Origin of the sequence: Vibrio sonorensis (genome assembly GCF_001854765.1) — a bacterium.
Classification (GTDB): Bacteria; Pseudomonadota; Gammaproteobacteria; order Enterobacterales; family Vibrionaceae; genus Vibrio; species Vibrio sonorensis.
The window spans coordinates 85,274-101,639 of sequence record NZ_LJJE01000091.1; the positions used below are offsets into that span (position 1 = coordinate 85,274).

At 43.7% G+C, this 16,366-nt stretch carries 14 protein-coding genes and 1 tRNA gene; 8 read left to right on the forward strand and 7 right to left on the reverse strand.

All coding sequences use genetic code 11. The annotated features are described in order from the left end of the window. Positions 1-261 precede the first annotated feature (261 nt). Entirely contained in the window at positions 262-906 is a 645-nt protein-coding gene (gene adk, locus BLO31_RS15615) for an adenylate kinase (protein WP_070968702.1), read from the forward strand. A gap of 133 nt (positions 907-1,039) precedes the next feature. Further along, positions 1,040-2,002, forward strand: coding sequence for a ferrochelatase (gene hemH, locus BLO31_RS15620; protein WP_070968705.1), 963 nt, complete (start codon positions 1,040-1,042; stop codon positions 2,000-2,002). Between the two features lie 55 nt (positions 2,003-2,057). Here the strand turns inward: hemH and BLO31_RS15625 are convergent, their stop codons facing one another. Both BLO31_RS15625 and BLO31_RS15630 read right to left on the reverse strand, forming a co-directional pair. Continuing rightward, a complete protein-coding gene (locus BLO31_RS15625) occupies positions 2,058-2,498 on the reverse strand; it encodes a DUF411 domain-containing protein (protein WP_070968708.1) in 441 nt (146 codons plus the stop codon). After that, positions 2,495-5,209 carry a heavy metal translocating P-type ATPase gene (locus BLO31_RS15630; protein ID WP_070968711.1) on the reverse strand — a complete coding sequence of 905 codons (2,715 nt, stop codon included), beginning with the start codon at positions 5,207-5,209 and terminating at the stop codon, positions 2,495-2,497. Before BLO31_RS15630 ends, BLO31_RS15625 begins: the two co-directional genes overlap by 4 nt. A gap of 476 nt (positions 5,210-5,685) precedes the next feature. Here BLO31_RS15630 and BLO31_RS15635 point away from each other — a divergent pair, with 476 nt between their 5' ends. The 3 genes from BLO31_RS15635 to gltX all read left to right on the forward strand — a co-directional run bounded on the left by BLO31_RS15635 (position 5,686) and on the right by gltX (position 9,009). Then, on the forward strand, positions 5,686-6,768 hold the full coding sequence (locus BLO31_RS15635; protein WP_070968716.1) for a porin: 1,083 nt from the start codon (positions 5,686-5,688) through the stop codon (positions 6,766-6,768). Between the two features lie 80 nt (positions 6,769-6,848). After that, on the forward strand, positions 6,849-7,484 hold the full coding sequence (locus BLO31_RS15640) for a DUF2057 domain-containing protein (protein ID WP_070968719.1): 636 nt from the start codon (positions 6,849-6,851) through the stop codon (positions 7,482-7,484). Positions 7,485-7,581: 97 nt separating this feature from the next. Next, positions 7,582-9,009 carry a glutamate--tRNA ligase gene (gene gltX / locus BLO31_RS15645; protein ID WP_070968722.1) on the forward strand — a complete coding sequence of 476 codons (1,428 nt, stop codon included), beginning with the start codon at positions 7,582-7,584 and terminating at the stop codon, positions 9,007-9,009. A 108-nt stretch (positions 9,010-9,117) separates the two neighbouring features. Here the strand turns inward: gltX and BLO31_RS15650 are convergent, their stop codons facing one another. Next, positions 9,118-9,624 carry a Fe3+-citrate ABC transporter substrate-binding protein gene (locus BLO31_RS15650; RefSeq protein WP_070968725.1) on the reverse strand — a complete coding sequence of 169 codons (507 nt, stop codon included), beginning with the start codon at positions 9,622-9,624 and terminating at the stop codon, positions 9,118-9,120. Positions 9,625-9,967: 343 nt separating this feature from the next. Between BLO31_RS15650 and nagE the strand changes: the two genes are divergently transcribed. Next, on the forward strand, positions 9,968-11,413 hold the full coding sequence (gene nagE, locus BLO31_RS15655) for an N-acetylglucosamine-specific PTS transporter subunit IIBC (RefSeq protein WP_070968728.1): 1,446 nt from the start codon (positions 9,968-9,970) through the stop codon (positions 11,411-11,413). Positions 11,414-11,599: 186 nt separating this feature from the next. Here nagE and BLO31_RS15660 read toward each other — a convergent pair whose 3' ends face one another. Further along, positions 11,600-12,886: a sensor histidine kinase gene (locus BLO31_RS15660; protein ID WP_070968731.1), complete on the reverse strand. Its 1,287-nt coding sequence runs from the start codon at positions 12,884-12,886 to the stop codon at positions 11,600-11,602. Next, positions 12,870-13,544 carry a response regulator transcription factor gene (locus BLO31_RS15665; RefSeq protein WP_070968732.1) on the reverse strand — a complete coding sequence of 225 codons (675 nt, stop codon included), beginning with the start codon at positions 13,542-13,544 and terminating at the stop codon, positions 12,870-12,872. The genes BLO31_RS15660 and BLO31_RS15665 overlap by 17 nt, the downstream gene beginning before the upstream one ends. Positions 13,545-13,914: 370 nt before the next feature. Between BLO31_RS15665 and BLO31_RS15670 the strand changes: the two genes are divergently transcribed. Next, a complete protein-coding gene (locus tag BLO31_RS15670) occupies positions 13,915-14,265 on the forward strand; it encodes a putative quinol monooxygenase (RefSeq protein WP_070968735.1) in 351 nt (116 codons plus the stop codon). A 41-nt stretch (positions 14,266-14,306) separates the two neighbouring features. Here the strand turns inward: BLO31_RS15670 and BLO31_RS15675 are convergent. After that, a tRNA-Arg gene (locus tag BLO31_RS15675) sits at positions 14,307-14,383 on the reverse strand. 50 nt (positions 14,384-14,433) lie between these two features. Continuing rightward, complete coding sequence (locus tag BLO31_RS15680; protein WP_070968738.1) at positions 14,434-15,570, reverse strand: flagellar assembly protein FlgT; 1,137 nt, start codon at positions 15,568-15,570, stop codon at positions 14,434-14,436. Between the two features lie 160 nt (positions 15,571-15,730). Between BLO31_RS15680 and BLO31_RS15685 the strand changes: the two genes are divergently transcribed. After that, positions 15,731-16,366, forward strand: a complete 636-nt coding sequence (locus BLO31_RS15685) for a FlgO family outer membrane protein (RefSeq protein ID WP_070968740.1) — start codon at positions 15,731-15,733, stop codon at positions 16,364-16,366.

The window sequence follows — 16,366 nt, forward strand, 5'->3', positions numbered from 1 at the left end:
ATAGCATTGAAAATTAAACAATGCGTCTCCATTTAACTGCAAGCCAAATTGCTTGGTTTATCGATTGCATTCTTTAGTCTTAATTCTCTTATGGGGAACACAGAGTGTGTTAGACTTGGGGACTTGAATGTGATTGGCAAGGCGTGTATTTTCGCCTTCAACTTTTTAACCTTATACCCAAACTTACCGTAAGCGGCAGGGAAAGCGGATTATCACTGTGAGCTTGGGTATAAAAATCATCAAATCGAAAGAGGATTAAACATGCGCATCATTCTTCTAGGTGCTCCAGGTGCAGGTAAAGGCACTCAAGCTCAATTCATCATGGAGAAGTACGGTATTCCACAAATCTCTACTGGTGACATGCTGCGTGCTGCTATCAAAGCGGGCACTGAGCTTGGTAAGCAAGCTAAGGCCGTGATCGACGCTGGTCAGCTAGTATCTGATGAAATCATTCTTGGTCTTATCAAAGAGCGTATCGCTGAGGACGACTGCGAGAAAGGCTTTTTGTTGGATGGCTTCCCACGTACAATTCCACAGGCTGACGGTCTGAAAGAGATGGGCGTTGATGTTGACTACGTTATCGAGTTCGACGTAGCAGACGACGTAATTGTTGAGCGCATGGCTGGTCGTCGTGCCCACTTGCCTTCAGGTCGTACTTACCACGTTGTATATAACCCGCCTAAAGTTGAAGGCAAAGATGACGTGACTGGTGAAGACCTTGTAGTTCGCGATGACGACAAAGAAGAGACAGTACGAGCTCGTCTTGGTGTTTACCATGACCAAACGGCTCCGCTTATTTCTTACTACGGAAAAGAAGCGGAAGCGGGCAACACTAAGTACCTAAAATTTGACGGTACTAAACAAGTTGCTGAAGTTAGTGCAGATATTGAGAAAGCGCTGGCATAATTGCTTCACTGCAAAAAAGAAAAGTTTGATATAGTAAAACGACCTCCAAGAGGTCGTTTTTTTATGCTCAATTGCCTGAACTTAAATAGTTTATGTTCGTACAACACCTATTTGATCACCAAAGCGGGATACTATGAAAAACAATAAAAAGCAGGGTGTATTACTTGTCAACCTAGGGACGCCGGATGAACCTACTGCACCAGCAGTAAAGCGCTTCTTAGCCCAGTTTCTTCAAGATAAACGAGTCGTCGATGCCAACCGTTTGATTTGGTGTCCGGTACTTTATGGCGTGATATTGCCAATTCGATCTTCGAAAGTGGCGAAACTCTACAAGACAGTTTGGACAGATGAAGGTTCTCCACTGTTGGTTTACTCGAAAAAGCAGGCGGAAAAACTCAGACAGCTTTTACCTATGCCTGTAGAAATTGGTATGACTTATGGAAATCCAAGTTTGTTGTCAGGGGTAGAAGCACTTCAAGCCCAAGGCGTTGAAGAGATCATTGTCCTGCCTTTGTATCCCCAGTACTCGGGAACAACAACTGCAGCAGTATCCGATGGCTTGACCAAAGCGTTTAAGTCGTTGCCAGTAATACCAGCAATCCGCTTTATTCGCGACTACTATTCACATCCAATGTACATAAAAGCACTAGCAGATAGTGTAAAACGCCATTGGGAAAAAAAGGGTAAAAGCGATTATTTGCTATGTTCTTATCACGGTATTCCGAAGCGCTATGCTGACAATGGAGATATCTATCCGTTGCACTGTGAGCAGACCACGGAGTTGTTAAGGCAGGAGCTAGGTTTAGATCAAAACCAAATTGGTATGACCTATCAATCGCGTTTTGGCCGAGAAGAGTGGCTTCAACCTTATACAGATAAAACGCTTGAGACAATGCCAAGTAAAGGTATTAAATCATTGGATATTATGGCACCAGCGTTTTCCGTCGATTGCTTGGAAACACTAGAGGAAGTTTCCGAAGAGTGTAAAGAAATTTTCCTTGAAGCGGGGGGCGAGAGCTTTAGCTATATCCCTTGTCTGAACGATGACGAGCAACATATATCCCTGTTTGCCGAGTTGGTAAATCAGACCAAATAAACGAATTGTTATTTGGTCTATATAATCTAGCAAAAAAGGCCGAAATGGCCTTTTTTTAGTTGCCTGAATAGCGGTTAAACTCGAATACTTGCCCTGACTCATTAAAAGCGTAAACCACATATTCGTGTTTTTTGTCACCGTACTCCATACCAGGAGAGCCCATTGGCATGCCCGGTACCGCCAATCCACGTGCATTTTTAGGAGGGTTAGCTAAAAACTTTTCGATATCAGCCGCTGGGATGTGACCCTCAAAAACATAGCCATCAATCACTGCGGTATGACAGGATGCAAGCTGTGATGTGATGCCATACTTTTGTTTGATTGGGTCCATATTTTTATGGAGCTGTTCAGTAACATTAAAGCCGGACTCTTGCATATGTTTGGTCCATTCGCCGCAACATCCACAATAGGGGGATTTGTGATTGATCACTTCACTGGCCAGCGCATTAAAAGAGAAGGCTGATAGTGCGATTAGGATTAAAGGTTTTGTTTTCATTTTGACCTCTGTAAAGGTTCTGATATTTTGGCTAATCTGAGGCGATTAGCATTGCTCACAACAGTAATCGACGACAGTGCCATAGCAGCGCCTGCGACTACTGGACTTAATAAAAATCCAAACAGCGGATACAAGACTCCAGCGGCAATCGGGATGCCAAGAGAGTTGTAAATAAACGCGCCAAACAAGTTTTGCTTCATGTTTTTCACGGTTGCTTTTGAAAGCTCGATGACATTCGCTATCAGTATAGGAGAAGAGTTGAGAAGAGTGACTTGAGCACTTTCGATTGCAACGTCACTGCCACTGCCCATCGCAATGCCAATATTGGCGGTTGCAAGAGCTGGAGCGTCATTCACTCCATCACCCACCATGGCGACGATCTTACCTGAGCTTTTTAAGGCGTCGATATGAGACGCTTTCTGATCGGGAAGCACTTCGGATATCACCTGATCGATACCTAAATTAGCAGCGATAGCTGAGGCGACCTTTTGGTTATCGCCCGTTAACATTATGGTTGTCATTCCCATATGCTGAAGGTGCTTTATCGTTTGTTTAGCGTCGGGGCGAACAGGGTCTGAGATGGCAATAAAACCGGCTAACCCACCTTCGATTAGTACACAAACCGGTGTCCAAGCGTTATCAATACTCTCTTCAATTTCTGTTTCTAATTCTTTAAGACTAATGTTTCGTTCGATAACGTTGGCAAGTGAAACCACCTCTATCTGTTTGTTTTCAACAACTGCGGAAATACCTTTCCCCCTTCTGTTGATAAAGTCTTGGCTATCGACAAGGGGTGTTTTTTGCTCTTTGGCGTATCTTAATACCGCTTTGGCAAGTGGATGCTCAGAGTGTTGCTCTGCACTTGCGGCAAAGCGCACCAAGTCACCTTGTGTTATGTCAGCACTTACTACTAACTGCACTTCTGGTTTACCTTGAGTGAGCGTTCCTGTTTTATCAAATACAACCGTGTCGATTTTACTTGCAGACTGAAGTACCTCGGCATCTCTAATCAAAATGCCTTTCTCTGCTGCTTTACCAATACCGACCGTGACCGACAAGGGCGTCGCAAGACCTAAGGCACAGGGACAAGCGATGATTAAAACCGTAGTAGTGACCACTAACATGTAACTTGCTTTGGGATCTGGGCCATACAAGTACCAGACTATGGCCGAGATAATCGCGATAACGACGACAATGGGGACAAAAACCGCTGAAATTTGGTCTGCGAGTTTGGCTATTTGAGGTTTACTACTTTGCGCTTTTCGAACCATAGTGATAATTCGAGCCAACATAGTGTGGTTGCCAACCCCAACCGCTTCGATGATAAGCGCACCGTCTTGATTAATGGTTCCAGCAGAAAGTGAATCACCGATGCTTTTACTTACTGGAATGGGCTCGCCAGTTAACATGGACTCATCGACATAACTCTCTCCCGATCGCACTTTGCCATCGACGGGCACTTTATCGCCAGGTTTGATTCGAATGTGATTGCCAATCGCAATGGTATCGATGGCAACAACTTTGTCTTTACCACCTTCAATAACAGTGGCTTCTTTAGGCTGTAAAGAGAGCAAAGCTTGTAAAGAGCGAGTAGTTTTTGCTTTGGCTTTTGCTTCTATATAGTGGCCAAGAGAAATCAGTCCAATAATCATCGCACTCGCTTCAAAATAGACGTGTCGGGCCTGAGCTGGGAACCAGTCGGGAAACATGACGATCAACATGGAGTAAAACCAAGCGGCACCAGTACCTAGCGCAACTAAGGTATCCATGGTGGCTCGCTTGTAGGTAATCGATTTGAAAGCGTTAACGAAGAAGGAACGTCCAGCAGTCGCGAGTAGCTGCAGGCACACTATTCCAATCAGTCCCCAGCCAATTTGATCACCTTGAGTTTGAATCATCATACTCCCGCCTAACATACCCCACAGCATTAGAGGGGCACCAACGGACATTCCTAAGGTGGCATTTTTTAAATGTGATTTTTTTAGTTTAAGCTGAACTTCTAATTGCTTGTTCTGTTGAATCTGCGGGTCTTCTAAAACTTCGGCTATATAGCCGGCACTTGAAGTGGCCTTGATTATCGCATTTTGTGTTTCTTTACTTTTTTGTACCACCCAAGCGATGGCGGTACTTTCAGCGAGATTAACTTGCGCTGACGTGACATTTGGAACACTCATCAACGCAGATTCTACTGATGCTACACAACTAGCGCATGTCATACCTTCAATAATTAAGGAATAGCTTTCTGAAAGTTCACCAGCCACAGCCTTGTTAGCCGCCGCTTCAGGTTTATCTTCTTTCGGTTGTGATGGCGCGGTATTTTCTACCTCGGAAAATGGTTGAGCCTGATAACCCAAAGAGGCAATAAGATCTATAAGCTGTTCTTGTGACAGAATCGAGTAACAGGACAAGAAGGTTTTCGATGCTGAAAACTCTCCAATGTCAAAGTTTTGAGTTAGTGTATTTTCAAGTTTAGCAACGCATCTTTGGCAGTTTAGACCACTGAGATTCAACTGGTAGTGATGGCCAGCGTGATAACCGAGCTCAGAGATAGTTAACGCCATATCTGCAAACGTTTCATTACTTTTTACCTCAACAGAACTTGGAGAAAGCTCTGACAAGGAAACTTTATGATTTGCTAAAAGGGCCTTTTCTACTTTTCGAGCACACCCCATACAATTTAACCCAGCCAAAGGCATAGTAATTTGCTGCATTTTCTCGTCCTTATATTTCACTTTTGACAGCTTAAACCTTCCAGCAAGGGTAAGGTCAAGGGTTAACTGCGCGTTTCTCACTTCATTTATTAAGACTCTTGCCGCATAGAAAAATGCGAAGCAGTTCAAATATAAATATCTATAGAGATAAAGTTCCGTAAAACGATAAAAAATGTGCGTGATGTCGCTCACCTAAAAACGTGTGATTTGTTAGTAGCTGGTGAATTTTGGCCAAAATTGACGTTTGTATAATTTGTCAAAAATGACATAAGTTTTTGTTTTAACTTGTTTTATGTATTTTTTGATTTGTTGATTTTGAAGCGGATCAGACAAATTCTCGATAGATTTTTTAACCCGAAAAAAGTTTGCCAACATGCTCCTCGTCCATAAATAGTCCCCCGCAAAACAAGGTGTTGACGACTGCGTGATGCGGGGGCTGGAAAAACAAAAATATAAACAAACTAGGGTTAATTGATATGTTTAAGAAAACACTTTTAGGCGCAGCAATCGCAACTGCTACCATGGCCGCGGGTACAGCGAATGCTTACGTTATTGGTGAACCAAATGATGCTAACGTAGAAGTTTACGGTATCGTTTCTATCTCAGCAGTGGATTATGGTTCAAAGAAATTCAACGATGCAGGTGAAGAAGTCACTGAAGACGGCATCGTATTTGAGAACGAGTCACGTGTTGGTTTCCGCGCTGCTAAAGCGATGACTGACGACGTAGAAGCGTTTGTTCAAATTGAATCTGGCTGGGTTTTGGACGAAGGTGCAAAACTTGGTAACCGCGATACTTTCGTTGGTATGCGTGGTGACGATTGGGGTTCGGTGCGTTTTGGTCGTATGCTAACTCCAATGTACGAGCTAGTGGATTGGCCGTACTCTGCATCTAACCTATCTATGACTTTTGACCGTGGATGGCGTGCAGGTGAGCGTTTCAACTTCGACCGTAAGAGCCAAATGGCGCGTTACGATTCTCCGTTCTTTAGCGATGTTGTTAAATTTAGCCTAGCAGCTGGTAACGGTAGCTCAAACGACAAAGACTCCAACTTCTTTGGCGGTTCAATCTCGGTTACTCCTCTTGATCAACTGACGCTGCACGCTGCGTTTGAATTAGCGGAAGACACTAAGTTCGACACTATTAACAAAGTAGATCTAATCGGTGACACCGAAGGTTACTTTGCTGGTTTTGAATTCCGCATGACGGACAACTGGAACCTACACGGTGCATACAAAACTGGTGACTTCGAAGCGAATGAAGCTGGCGGCGCTTACAGAGAGCGTGAGATCGATGCATTCTCTATCCAGACTAACTACTACATGGGTAATATGAATTTCCGCCTAGGTTATGCTGACCAAGACGGTAAGACAGATAAAGAATCAGACAAAACGCTTGACTTCACGACAGTAAGTGGTGAGTTTGGTTACTCGTTCAATTCTGTATACACCTTCTTGCGTATTGCTCAACACAGTGGTACATACCGCACTGGTAATGGCTACGCAGGTACAGATTACGATGACCTAATGGTTCGCGTTGGTACAGAGTGGACATTCTAATTTATTAATCGCACTGATTAATTCAGCGGGCCTATGGCCCGCTTTACTAGTTTTCAGAACTTGCTCATAACGGGGACATAATGAAAAAAATTACGCTAGCACTCACTTTTTTAATTTTAAGCACATCGGCTTGGGCAAATATCACCATTCAAACGGATAGTCGTGTCGAAATATTGGCGGTGAATCAAGAGATTAACAATGTCCCTAAAAAAGGGGCTGGGGATCTAAAAATTGAAAATGGCATCAATCAGATATTGGTGAGAGTGACCTCTATGGTTGATGGTAATGGCGGTAAGTCTAAGTTTAACTCAAACCCAATTGTACTGGTATTTGAAGCTAACGATGAAACCTTAACGCTAGAGAGTCCTTTTGCCATTCGTTCCGAAAGAGATGTAGAACGTTTTAATAATAATGTCGATGTGAAAATCTCCAGCAGAGGACAAGAGGTCAGTAAAAAGCTGGACGTGATTATCGATAAATCATTCGGCATTTTTAAGGATTACGACGCTATGTTGGTTGAGTACAACCTATCGGGAAGCCCAGCTTCTATTGCTCCTAAAAGTACTTTAAAGAAAGAAGCAACAACAAGAGTAACCGATGACACTCCAGCAGAAGTGGCGCAATCACTTTTCAATATGGAGCAAGGTTTCTTAGAAATGACACCAGAGCAAAGACAAGAGTTTGTATCTTGGGCGGTAAAACATATTAACCACTGATTGTAGATTTGCGTAGCAATGCTAAAATAGCGCGCAAATTGGGATACAGAGGCGACGACCTCTGTATCCACCAGTATAGTTAACCAAGGTATGATAAATGACGGTCAAAACTCGTTTTGCTCCTAGCCCAACAGGCTACCTACACGTAGGTGGTGCACGTACAGCGCTCTACTCATGGCTTTATGCTAAAAATCAGGGCGGTGAATTTGTATTGCGTATTGAAGATACGGATCTAGAACGCTCCACTCAGGAAGCAGTAGATGCAATCCTTGAAGGAATGAGCTGGATGGGTATGGAGTGGGATGAAGGCCCTTACTACCAAACTAAGCGTTTTGAGCGCTACAACGAACTCGTGGATCAACTCTTAGCACAAGGCAAGGCCTATAAGTGTTACGCGTCTAAAGAGCTGTTAGACGAAGTACGCGCCGAGCAAGAAGCAAATAAAGAAATGCCACGCTACGATGCGAATCACCCTAAAATCAAAGCGGCAAACGAAGCGGCTAAAGATGGTGATGCTTGTGTTATTCGCTTTAACAATCCAAAAGACGGGACGGTTGTTTTTGATGATCAAATCCGTGGTCGTATCGAAATCAGCAATGACCAACTTGACGACCTTATCATTCGTCGTACTGATGGTTCTCCTACTTACAACTTCTGTGTTGTGGTTGATGATTGGGACATGGGCATTACTCATGTTGTTCGCGGTGAAGACCACATTAACAACACACCTCGCCAGATTAATATTTACCAAGCATTGGGTGCGCCAGTACCAGTATTTGCACATTGTGCAATGATCCTTGGTGATGACGGCGCTAAATTATCAAAGCGTCACGGCGCTGTATCAGTGATGCAGTATCGCGATGAAGGCTATTTGCCGAATGCATTAAACAACTACCTAGTTCGCTTGGGCTGGTCGCATGGTGACCAAGAAATCTTCTCTGAGCAAGAGATGATTGACCTGTTTAGCTTAAACGCGATTTCTAAGTCAGCGTCTGCATTTAATACTGATAAGTTACTTTGGTTAAACAACCATTACATCAAGAACTCAGATCCAGCGTACGTAGCAAAATACCTTCAATGGCATTTAGACCAGCGCGCACTTAAAACGGACAACGGCCCAGCAATTACAGACGTTATTTCGTTAGTGGGTGAGCGTTGTAATACATTGGTCGAGCTTGCTGATCAAATTGCTTATTTCTATCAGGACTTTTCTGAGTTTGAAGCTGGTGCTGCGAAAAAACACTTGCGCGGCGTGGCAAAGCAGCCACTAGAGCTAGCTTTGCAAAAGGTTGAACAACTTGAAGATTGGACAACAGAAAGCATTAAGCAAAACGTGATCGCTGCGGTTTGTGAAGAGCTAGAGATCGGTATGGGCAAAGTTGGTATGCCATTGCGAGTTGCGGTAACTGGTGGTGGTCAGTCTCCTTCAGTCGATGCCGTGATGGAGCTTGTTGGTAAAGAGCGAGTGATTGCACGAATTAAAATGGCTATTGGCTTTATCGTTGAGAGAGAAGCGAACGCTTAACTCAATCTAGCTTGTATCTGTTAATGAGAGCCCGAGTGTGAAAGCACTTGGGCTTTTTAGTTTCGTACTAGTGAGTGCAAAATGGGGCACTCGCCTAAACGAATGCCTCTATTTGAGATCAATACTGTTCAACCTGCCCATAAACTCAAGAATTTCAATATTCTCTTTGTTTGCTTCTAAAAGTGCTTTTTTGGTTTTTGTATAGGCTCCGAGTCTTCCGTGTTTATTGATCGAGCACACCACGCTTTTGTAGACCAGCTTACCCTTATCGTCGTATTGCCTCCACGCCGCGATGTAACACTCATCTTTCGCTTTGGGATCACTTTTGGTTGGCCTGGGCTTAAAGATAATTTTAGGTTCAAGGGAGTGTGGCAGGCGTGTCATTAGATAGGGATCTTTTAATAGACGTCGCCAAAATTTTCCCCACATGGCTTTTCCAAGCTCATTTCTTAAGTGAATAGCTTTCTTTAGTCCCTTTTTTTCACCGATTTTCACATAGCCAACAGAGCGATGAAGCACAGTGTCATCGGGGGTGTGGATATGGATCTTGTAGGCGGTTTGGGCTTTAGAGATAAACCTATGACCTGTATTTGTTATCAGATTGCTTTTTGCCATAGTGATAAGTGATAAAAATATTAACAAATTAAGCGTAAGCAATAAAAAGCGATTTTGAAAGTATGAAAAGGAAGTCTGCTGATGTTCAAAATCTATAGGGCAAATGAAACGGAAGGTAAAAATGCGACCTGCGTATGCTTTGCTTGCTTTTAATTAACAAAAGTTAATCTACTGCCAACAGGCCATTAATCCTTCGTTTCGTAATCTATTTAGGACAAAAAGTGCTTGGTTTCATCTCACTAAATCAGTCACTTAACAAATTGGGCAGGCATAGGTAAATCAAACTACACTCCGGTCGAGCTTGTGCCTGCCCCTTTACAAAAATAACAGAGGGAATATAAAGGTGAATATTCTAGGATATCTGCAAAAAATCGGTAAGGCGCTTATGGTGCCTATCGCAGTGATGCCAGCAGCGGCGTTGTTGATTGGTTTAAACTATGCAATGGAAGGGGGCAATGCGGTAAGTATCTTCCTTGGGCAAGCAGGTAATGCAATATTAGGGGCACAAGGTTGGCTTTTCGCCCTCGGTGTAGCGTACGGACTTGCAAAAGATAACAACGGTGCAGCTGCGCTTTCTGCGTTTGTGGGCTTAACCATTGTAAACACATTACTTGATCCAGCAGTTAGCGGCCAGTTTACAGGCGTTACCGCTGATCTTATGAGTACAGAAGACACTTTGGCGTTTAGCCAACGCGCGAACCCATTTATTGGTGTTCTAGTCGGTGTTATTACTGGTGAACTTTACAATCGATACTCAAATGTACAATTCCCAGCGGTCCTAGCCTTCTTTAGTGGTAAACGATTTGTACCGTTGTTGACTTGTTTCATGTCATTGGGTCTGAGCTTGTTCCTTCTGGTTATCTGGCCAACAGTCTATGGAGCACTTGTTGCGTTTGGTAAGAGTTTTGTAGATTTAGGTGCCGCAGGTGCTGGTTTGTTTGGTTTCTTCAACCGTCTACTTATTCCTACTGGTCTGCACCACGCACTTAACCAAATCTTCTGGTTTGACCTAGCTGGTATCAACGATCTGGGCAACTTCTGGAGTGGTCAAGGTACACTTGGTGAAACAGGTATGTACATGGCAGGCTTCTTCCCAGTAATGGGTTACGGTCTTCCTGCGGCTGGTTTTGCAATTTATCAATGTGCTAAGCCAGAAAACAAAGCGAAAGTGGGTTCATTAATGCTTGCTGCTGGTGGTACTGCATTTATTACAGGTGTAACTGAGCCTATCGAGTTTGCCTTTATGTTTGCAGCACCAGTGCTATTTGTTATCCACGCAGCATTGACGGCTCTATCTATGTTCGTCGCCGCTTCGATGGGTTGGATGGCAGGCTTTGGCTTCAGTGGTGGTATGATTGACTTTATCTTGTCGTTCTCTACGCCATTGGCAAACAAACCGTTTATGCTGGTCGCACAAGGTCTAGTCTTTGCCTTCGTATACTACTCAGTATTCCGTTTCGCTATCATCAAGTTCGACCTTAAGACTCCAGGCCGTGAAGATGAAAGTGACGATGCTGAAAGTGAAGCGACAGCGGGTAAAACTGACATCGATGGTGTTGCCGTTCAATACTTAGAAGCGTTGGGTGGCCACGCTAACTTAGAAAGCATCGACTACTGTATCACTCGTCTGCGTCTAACGTTGAAAGACAAGTCTGTCATCAACGAAAAACGCATCAAAGAGCTTGGTGCAATGGGTATCGTTCACGTCGGTGAGAAAAACCTTCAGGTTATCATCGGTGCAGAAGCTGAACTTGTTGCCTCAGCAATGGAAAAGATCCCTGCAGTATAATTAATCAGAAATAGTAAAAGCCCCAAGTTGGAAACAGCTTGGGGCTTTTTTAACTTTGGCATTCGATGGCCGGAAGTAAAGAAAAGGAGAGTTTAGGTTTGATCTTTTGCAACGAGGTATACGGGAAATTGCCTGATAAAAAAGCCCTTAATAGGGCTTTGTCCGGTATTTATATGAAATGGTAAGTTACTGTTCAAATAGAAGACGAACGCGTAAACCAGGATTGTTTTGTTTCATAATTAGTCGAGCTTTGTGTCTTCGCACGACGGCTTCCACTAATGATAGTCCGATACCATTGCCTTGTTGGGTTCTGCTCTTATCTGCGCGATACATGGTTTTGCAAACCTTGTGCATTTCATCTTTAGGTATGCCGATACCGTTGTCAGCTACCGTTACCCCGAGAGAGTCGATAAACACTTCGATAGTACCATTTTTAGGGGTGTATTTGACGGCATTATCGATAAGGTTAAAGACGGCTCTAAACAGAAGAGAGCGATCGCCATTCACTAAACAAGTTTGGTCGTGTCTATAAATTAAGATCTGATCTTTTTGCTCGGCGAGGGGCAACAGAAACTCCATGGCGTCATGAGCAATTTTACCTAAATCAATAGCTTGGTGTTCAATGTTTTGTTGTCCACTGTTTAAACGAGCAATTTCTAACATGCTATTGAACAAAGATAAAATAAGCTCTAACTCTTCGTGGCAAGCGGAGATTTGGTCCTCTTCTTCAAGGGTGAGATTTTGCCGGGCTAGCATCTCTTCCAACCTCAGCTTTAATCGAGCCATAGGAGTACGCATATCATGCGCAAGACCTACGGTTAACGATTTTAAGGTCGCTTCGTTTTTCGCCATCTGTTCAATCATAAAATTGAGGTGGATGGCGAGGATGTCGAACTCATCATCTTGCTGAGAGACAGGGATTTTCACGGAGCGCTCACCGCATAATACCCTGTTCATTGCACTGTTTACTCGCTCTAGTTTGCGCAAAATCATAATGGTAAACACGACGGCTGCGACTAACATAATCGCAGTGGGTAGCACGATACCCGACATTACCAAAGGAATTAATGCACTTCGGTAGGACTCCAAAAAATCAGACTTAACAGCAATATCCAATCGGTATTTTTCTGTTAACGGTATAGTTGTTTGCCGCTGCATAAAATAGGAAACAGGATAGAGAGATTGCGGAGGAGGGGTGTCGTTTTCAATTAAGCGGTAAGTGAAAGGCGTTTCACTATATTTCTTTGTGTTAAGTAATTGAACGACAATGCCGTCGCCATACCGAGCAGAGTATTTAAACTCCAGAATTTCTTCATCTAGTTGCTTGTCTAGTTGGTTGCGGTGAAATTCGTCCGACTCAACAAACACTTGGCGTATGGCGAACATGTTTATGATCGCCACAACCAAAAAGAGCATGATTAAAATCTTAAATATGGACGAACGGGTGAGGGCATAGTCATCGACGAAGGACATACCCAGCCCCCCTTACCGTGTGGAGTAGGTCTGTACATCCCGCTTCTTCGAGCTTCCTACGAAGATTGGCTACATGGACATCGATAACATTGGTTTTAGGATCAAAGTGATAACTCCAAATCGCCTCAAAGAGACGCATACGAGATACCACTTGCTCACTGTGCTCAATAAAATACTGAATGAGTTGGAACTCTTTTGGCTGAAGCAAGAGCTCTTTATCATTACAGGTAACGCGGTGAGCGCGCAGGTCGATTTGTAGGCAATCGTAGGCGAGCTTGGTATTTTCAGAAGTAAGACCCCGTTGGCGGTTAATTATAATGTCGACACGAGCGATGAGTTCAGCAAGGGCAAAAGGTTTGATCAAATAGTCGTCGCTGCCCGCCTGAAGACCATCGACCCGATCTTCAATACTGTCCATCGCACTTAAAATGAGTACCGGAAGGCTTTCTTGAGCGGCTTTAATAGCAGCTAATACTTTCATTCCGTCTAAATATGGAAGCATGCGATCTAAGATCACGAGCTGATACTCGCTACTTAGTGCCATCATAAGGCCTTTTTTACCATCTTCGGCTTGATCAACCGAGTAGCCATGCTCTTGTAAGCCTTTTGCCACGAACTCTCTAGTGGTGCTGTCGTCTTCAATAATTAATATTTTCATGCACTTGACTCCTTTCCGAAGCCTATAGTAACGCAATTGTATATATTTTGGATTTGTTTAAAGACAAGAAAGGCTCGCCTGACTAGGGCGAGCCTTTAACGGTTATTTAGGGGGAAACCGTTTAAAAAGCTACTAAAACCTAAGGTGAATATAACTATTCCTTACAAAACAGATAATTATCATAAGATTAAGTAACTGTTTGCATTGTACTGGAGGCGGGATTAACAACGTTTAGTGAAAAGATTAAATATTCTTAATTGTCATTATTTGGTTGATCCGCGATGGCAAAAACCGTATTTGGATTTTGGGTTTCACTAAAAATTTATATTTGGTACTTTTATTCAAGTTGTAATGATTAGTGGAAAAAATTATGAGTAATAGAGTGTATGTACTTGCTCAGTTCAAAGCAAAACCGGGAAAGGAAGATGAACTATTTGAAGTTTTGAAAGCACTAGAGCCGGACTCTGTTCGCGAAGAGGGCTGCGTTCAATACATAGTGACGCGCCAGATAGATCACCCGAGTGCGACACGAAATGAGTACAGCATTGTGTTTAATGAAATTTGGGCAGATGGAGAAGCGTGGGCGGCACATGGTCGACGATTCCAAATTCACAACTTCTTTGAAACACAAGTTCAGGCAGAAAATGGCTTGGTAGAAGATGTGAAGGTAACAGCCTATACCGATGAAGCGTCTGATTACGACAAACCACTGTACGCATAGTGTTAAAAAGCCAAGCTCAAAGGAGCTTGGCTTTGTTAAATTGGCGCTCCCGACAGGATTCGAACCTGTGACCTGCCCCTTAGGAGGGGGCCGCGCTATCCAGCTGTGCCACGGGAGCACGGCGTACATCTTACGTTAATAAGTTTAGATGTTAAGTATAAAGTTTCATCAATTCAGTAATTTATGCATTACATCACCGATTTGAATGCTTCCCGCTAACTCAGGTTGATCAACTTTCAACTCCGCTTCCGTTTCGTATACCCGAGAAACCGTTAGGGTAATATCTGTTTGAGTCACTTTGTTTCTTGGCAATCCTTTTTGGTCGATAAAGGATCCTGTATGCCACGCTTGTAACTTGTCACCTTCCTCCACACCGTGTATACGTCCTAAATCTATCGTGATGACGTTGTCCCATTTGGCGACGACCTCTGGTAGGGTAATTTTACAAGAGACCTCAGACTCTAGGTCTAGCATAATATTACGGCTGACTCTTAGCATCATATCCCCGTAGGTAGAGGCCCAAAATCGAGCGCTTTTGGTATCGACTTGACTGGTTTTTGCAAACGGCCACCGCGCCACCTCTCGATAGTTTCGGTTGTAAACTTCACTGCCGGTTTTACCGTCGAATACGGTCATTTCAAGGGCAAATTGTCGGTTGATTACATCGTCACTAAATGTCTTTTGTTCAATTGTTGCCGTTAAGTCGGTGATGACGCCACCGATGATGTATTGAGCGCCGGTATCCTCTGCGATCATTTTTAATCTATCAGGGTAGCGCTTGTTAATTTCGTAGTCCGTGGTCCCTACCGATACAAAGCTCGAGGATTCGGCGTCGAGCTGTCGGTTAATCACTTGGGCAAAGTCATCACCAATTTTGTAAACTTGCCCCATTACCGCTTGCTGGGGAGAGACGAGGTCGATATTGCCAACTAGAAAGGTCTTTTTGTATTGGCTCACGTGGCAACCTGTTGCCGATGGGTAAATGTCAATCCTTGCCTTAACAACCATGACATTGCGGCGAACTTCTTGCTCGTTGATGACAATATAGCGCACTTCGTGATTGGCAAACTGATACTCTGTCCGGTTGCTTTCTAAAAATGGTCGCAAATTGGCGATACTGCCTATATCAGCACCTGAGAAACTAATGGCTTTGTACAGAGCATCTTCAAGAGCGTGTACGCGTGCCACCTCTTCGGAAGAAACGACTGTAGCCATACCCGTTACCTCATACCAACCAGCGTGAGATAGACCGCTGTATAGGAGTGTAGAGCTACTTAAAAAGAAACTTAATAACCATTTTTTCATCGTGTTCGCCATTTGGGTATAGTTTTTGCTTATCAATTCTTAACTGATTTTGGTATCGCTTTTAAACATGAACAGTTTTACAAAAGCAAGGAATGTTCCACTTTAGCACGAGAGACAAAAGTTGAGCATTGAGATACCAGTCTGTATCGGAGATTAGAGAATGAAAAAATGGTTATCACTTGTACCCGTACTGTTTTTAACCGCTTGTGCCTATGCGCCAATATACAACGGTAAAGAACCGTATTCGGGTTCACAATTTATGCTGATTGAAAGTCCGCGTCATACTCTTGACTTCTTTGTCGAAAGTATGACGGAAGACTTGATGGTTTCTAATACCAGCGTCTCGGCGAGAACACCTATAGCGGTTACCTCTTTTGTAGACCTGCAAAACATGGATGCGACCAACTGGTTAGGGAACTCGGTTTCTGAAGGGTTTATCCACCAGTTCCAACGCCGTGGCTTTAAGGTGGTTGATTTTAAAACAACTGGCTCTATTCAAGTTACTCAGCAAGGCGATTTTGCCTTTAGCCGAGACTGGAAAGACTTAGCTCAAGAGCAAGATATTCAGTACGTACTGACCGGTACTATGTTGCGTCAAGAAGGCGGCGTATTGGTTAATGCGCGTGTGGTTGGTATGCAATCTCGCGTTGTGGTCGCGTCGGCTCAAGGCTTCTTGCCAGCTGATAGAATTGGTCGAGATTTAGATACCCTGAATAGCATTCGCACCCAAGATGGCGTGCTGATCCGCTCTGATCCAACGATGACTCAACCAATGACAGTTATTCTGCGCCCATAG

Coding starts and splice junctions, on each gene's coding strand:
- BLO31_RS15625 (WP_070968708.1), bottom strand. CDS start 2,498: ATGAAAACAAAACCTTTAATCCTAATCGCACTATCAGCCTTCTCTTTT.
- BLO31_RS15650 (WP_070968725.1), bottom strand. CDS start 9,624: ATGGCAAAAAGCAATCTGATAACAAATACAGGTCATAGGTTTATCTCT.
- BLO31_RS15685 (WP_070968740.1), top strand. CDS start 15,731: ATGAAAAAATGGTTATCACTTGTACCCGTACTGTTTTTAACCGCTTGT.
- BLO31_RS15670 (WP_070968735.1), top strand. CDS start 13,915: ATGAGTAATAGAGTGTATGTACTTGCTCAGTTCAAAGCAAAACCGGGA.
- BLO31_RS15630 (WP_070968711.1), bottom strand. CDS start 5,209: ATGCAGCAAATTACTATGCCTTTGGCTGGGTTAAATTGTATGGGGTGT.
- BLO31_RS15680 (WP_070968738.1), bottom strand. CDS start 15,570: ATGAAAAAATGGTTATTAAGTTTCTTTTTAAGTAGCTCTACACTCCTA.
- BLO31_RS15665 (WP_070968732.1), bottom strand. CDS start 13,544: ATGAAAATATTAATTATTGAAGACGACAGCACCACTAGAGAGTTCGTG.
- hemH (WP_070968705.1), top strand. CDS start 1,040: ATGAAAAACAATAAAAAGCAGGGTGTATTACTTGTCAACCTAGGGACG.
- adk (WP_070968702.1), top strand. CDS start 262: ATGCGCATCATTCTTCTAGGTGCTCCAGGTGCAGGTAAAGGCACTCAA.
- gltX (WP_070968722.1), top strand. CDS start 7,582: ATGACGGTCAAAACTCGTTTTGCTCCTAGCCCAACAGGCTACCTACAC.
- BLO31_RS15635 (WP_070968716.1), top strand. CDS start 5,686: ATGTTTAAGAAAACACTTTTAGGCGCAGCAATCGCAACTGCTACCATG.
- BLO31_RS15660 (WP_070968731.1), bottom strand. CDS start 12,886: ATGTCCTTCGTCGATGACTATGCCCTCACCCGTTCGTCCATATTTAAG.
- BLO31_RS15640 (WP_070968719.1), top strand. CDS start 6,849: ATGAAAAAAATTACGCTAGCACTCACTTTTTTAATTTTAAGCACATCG.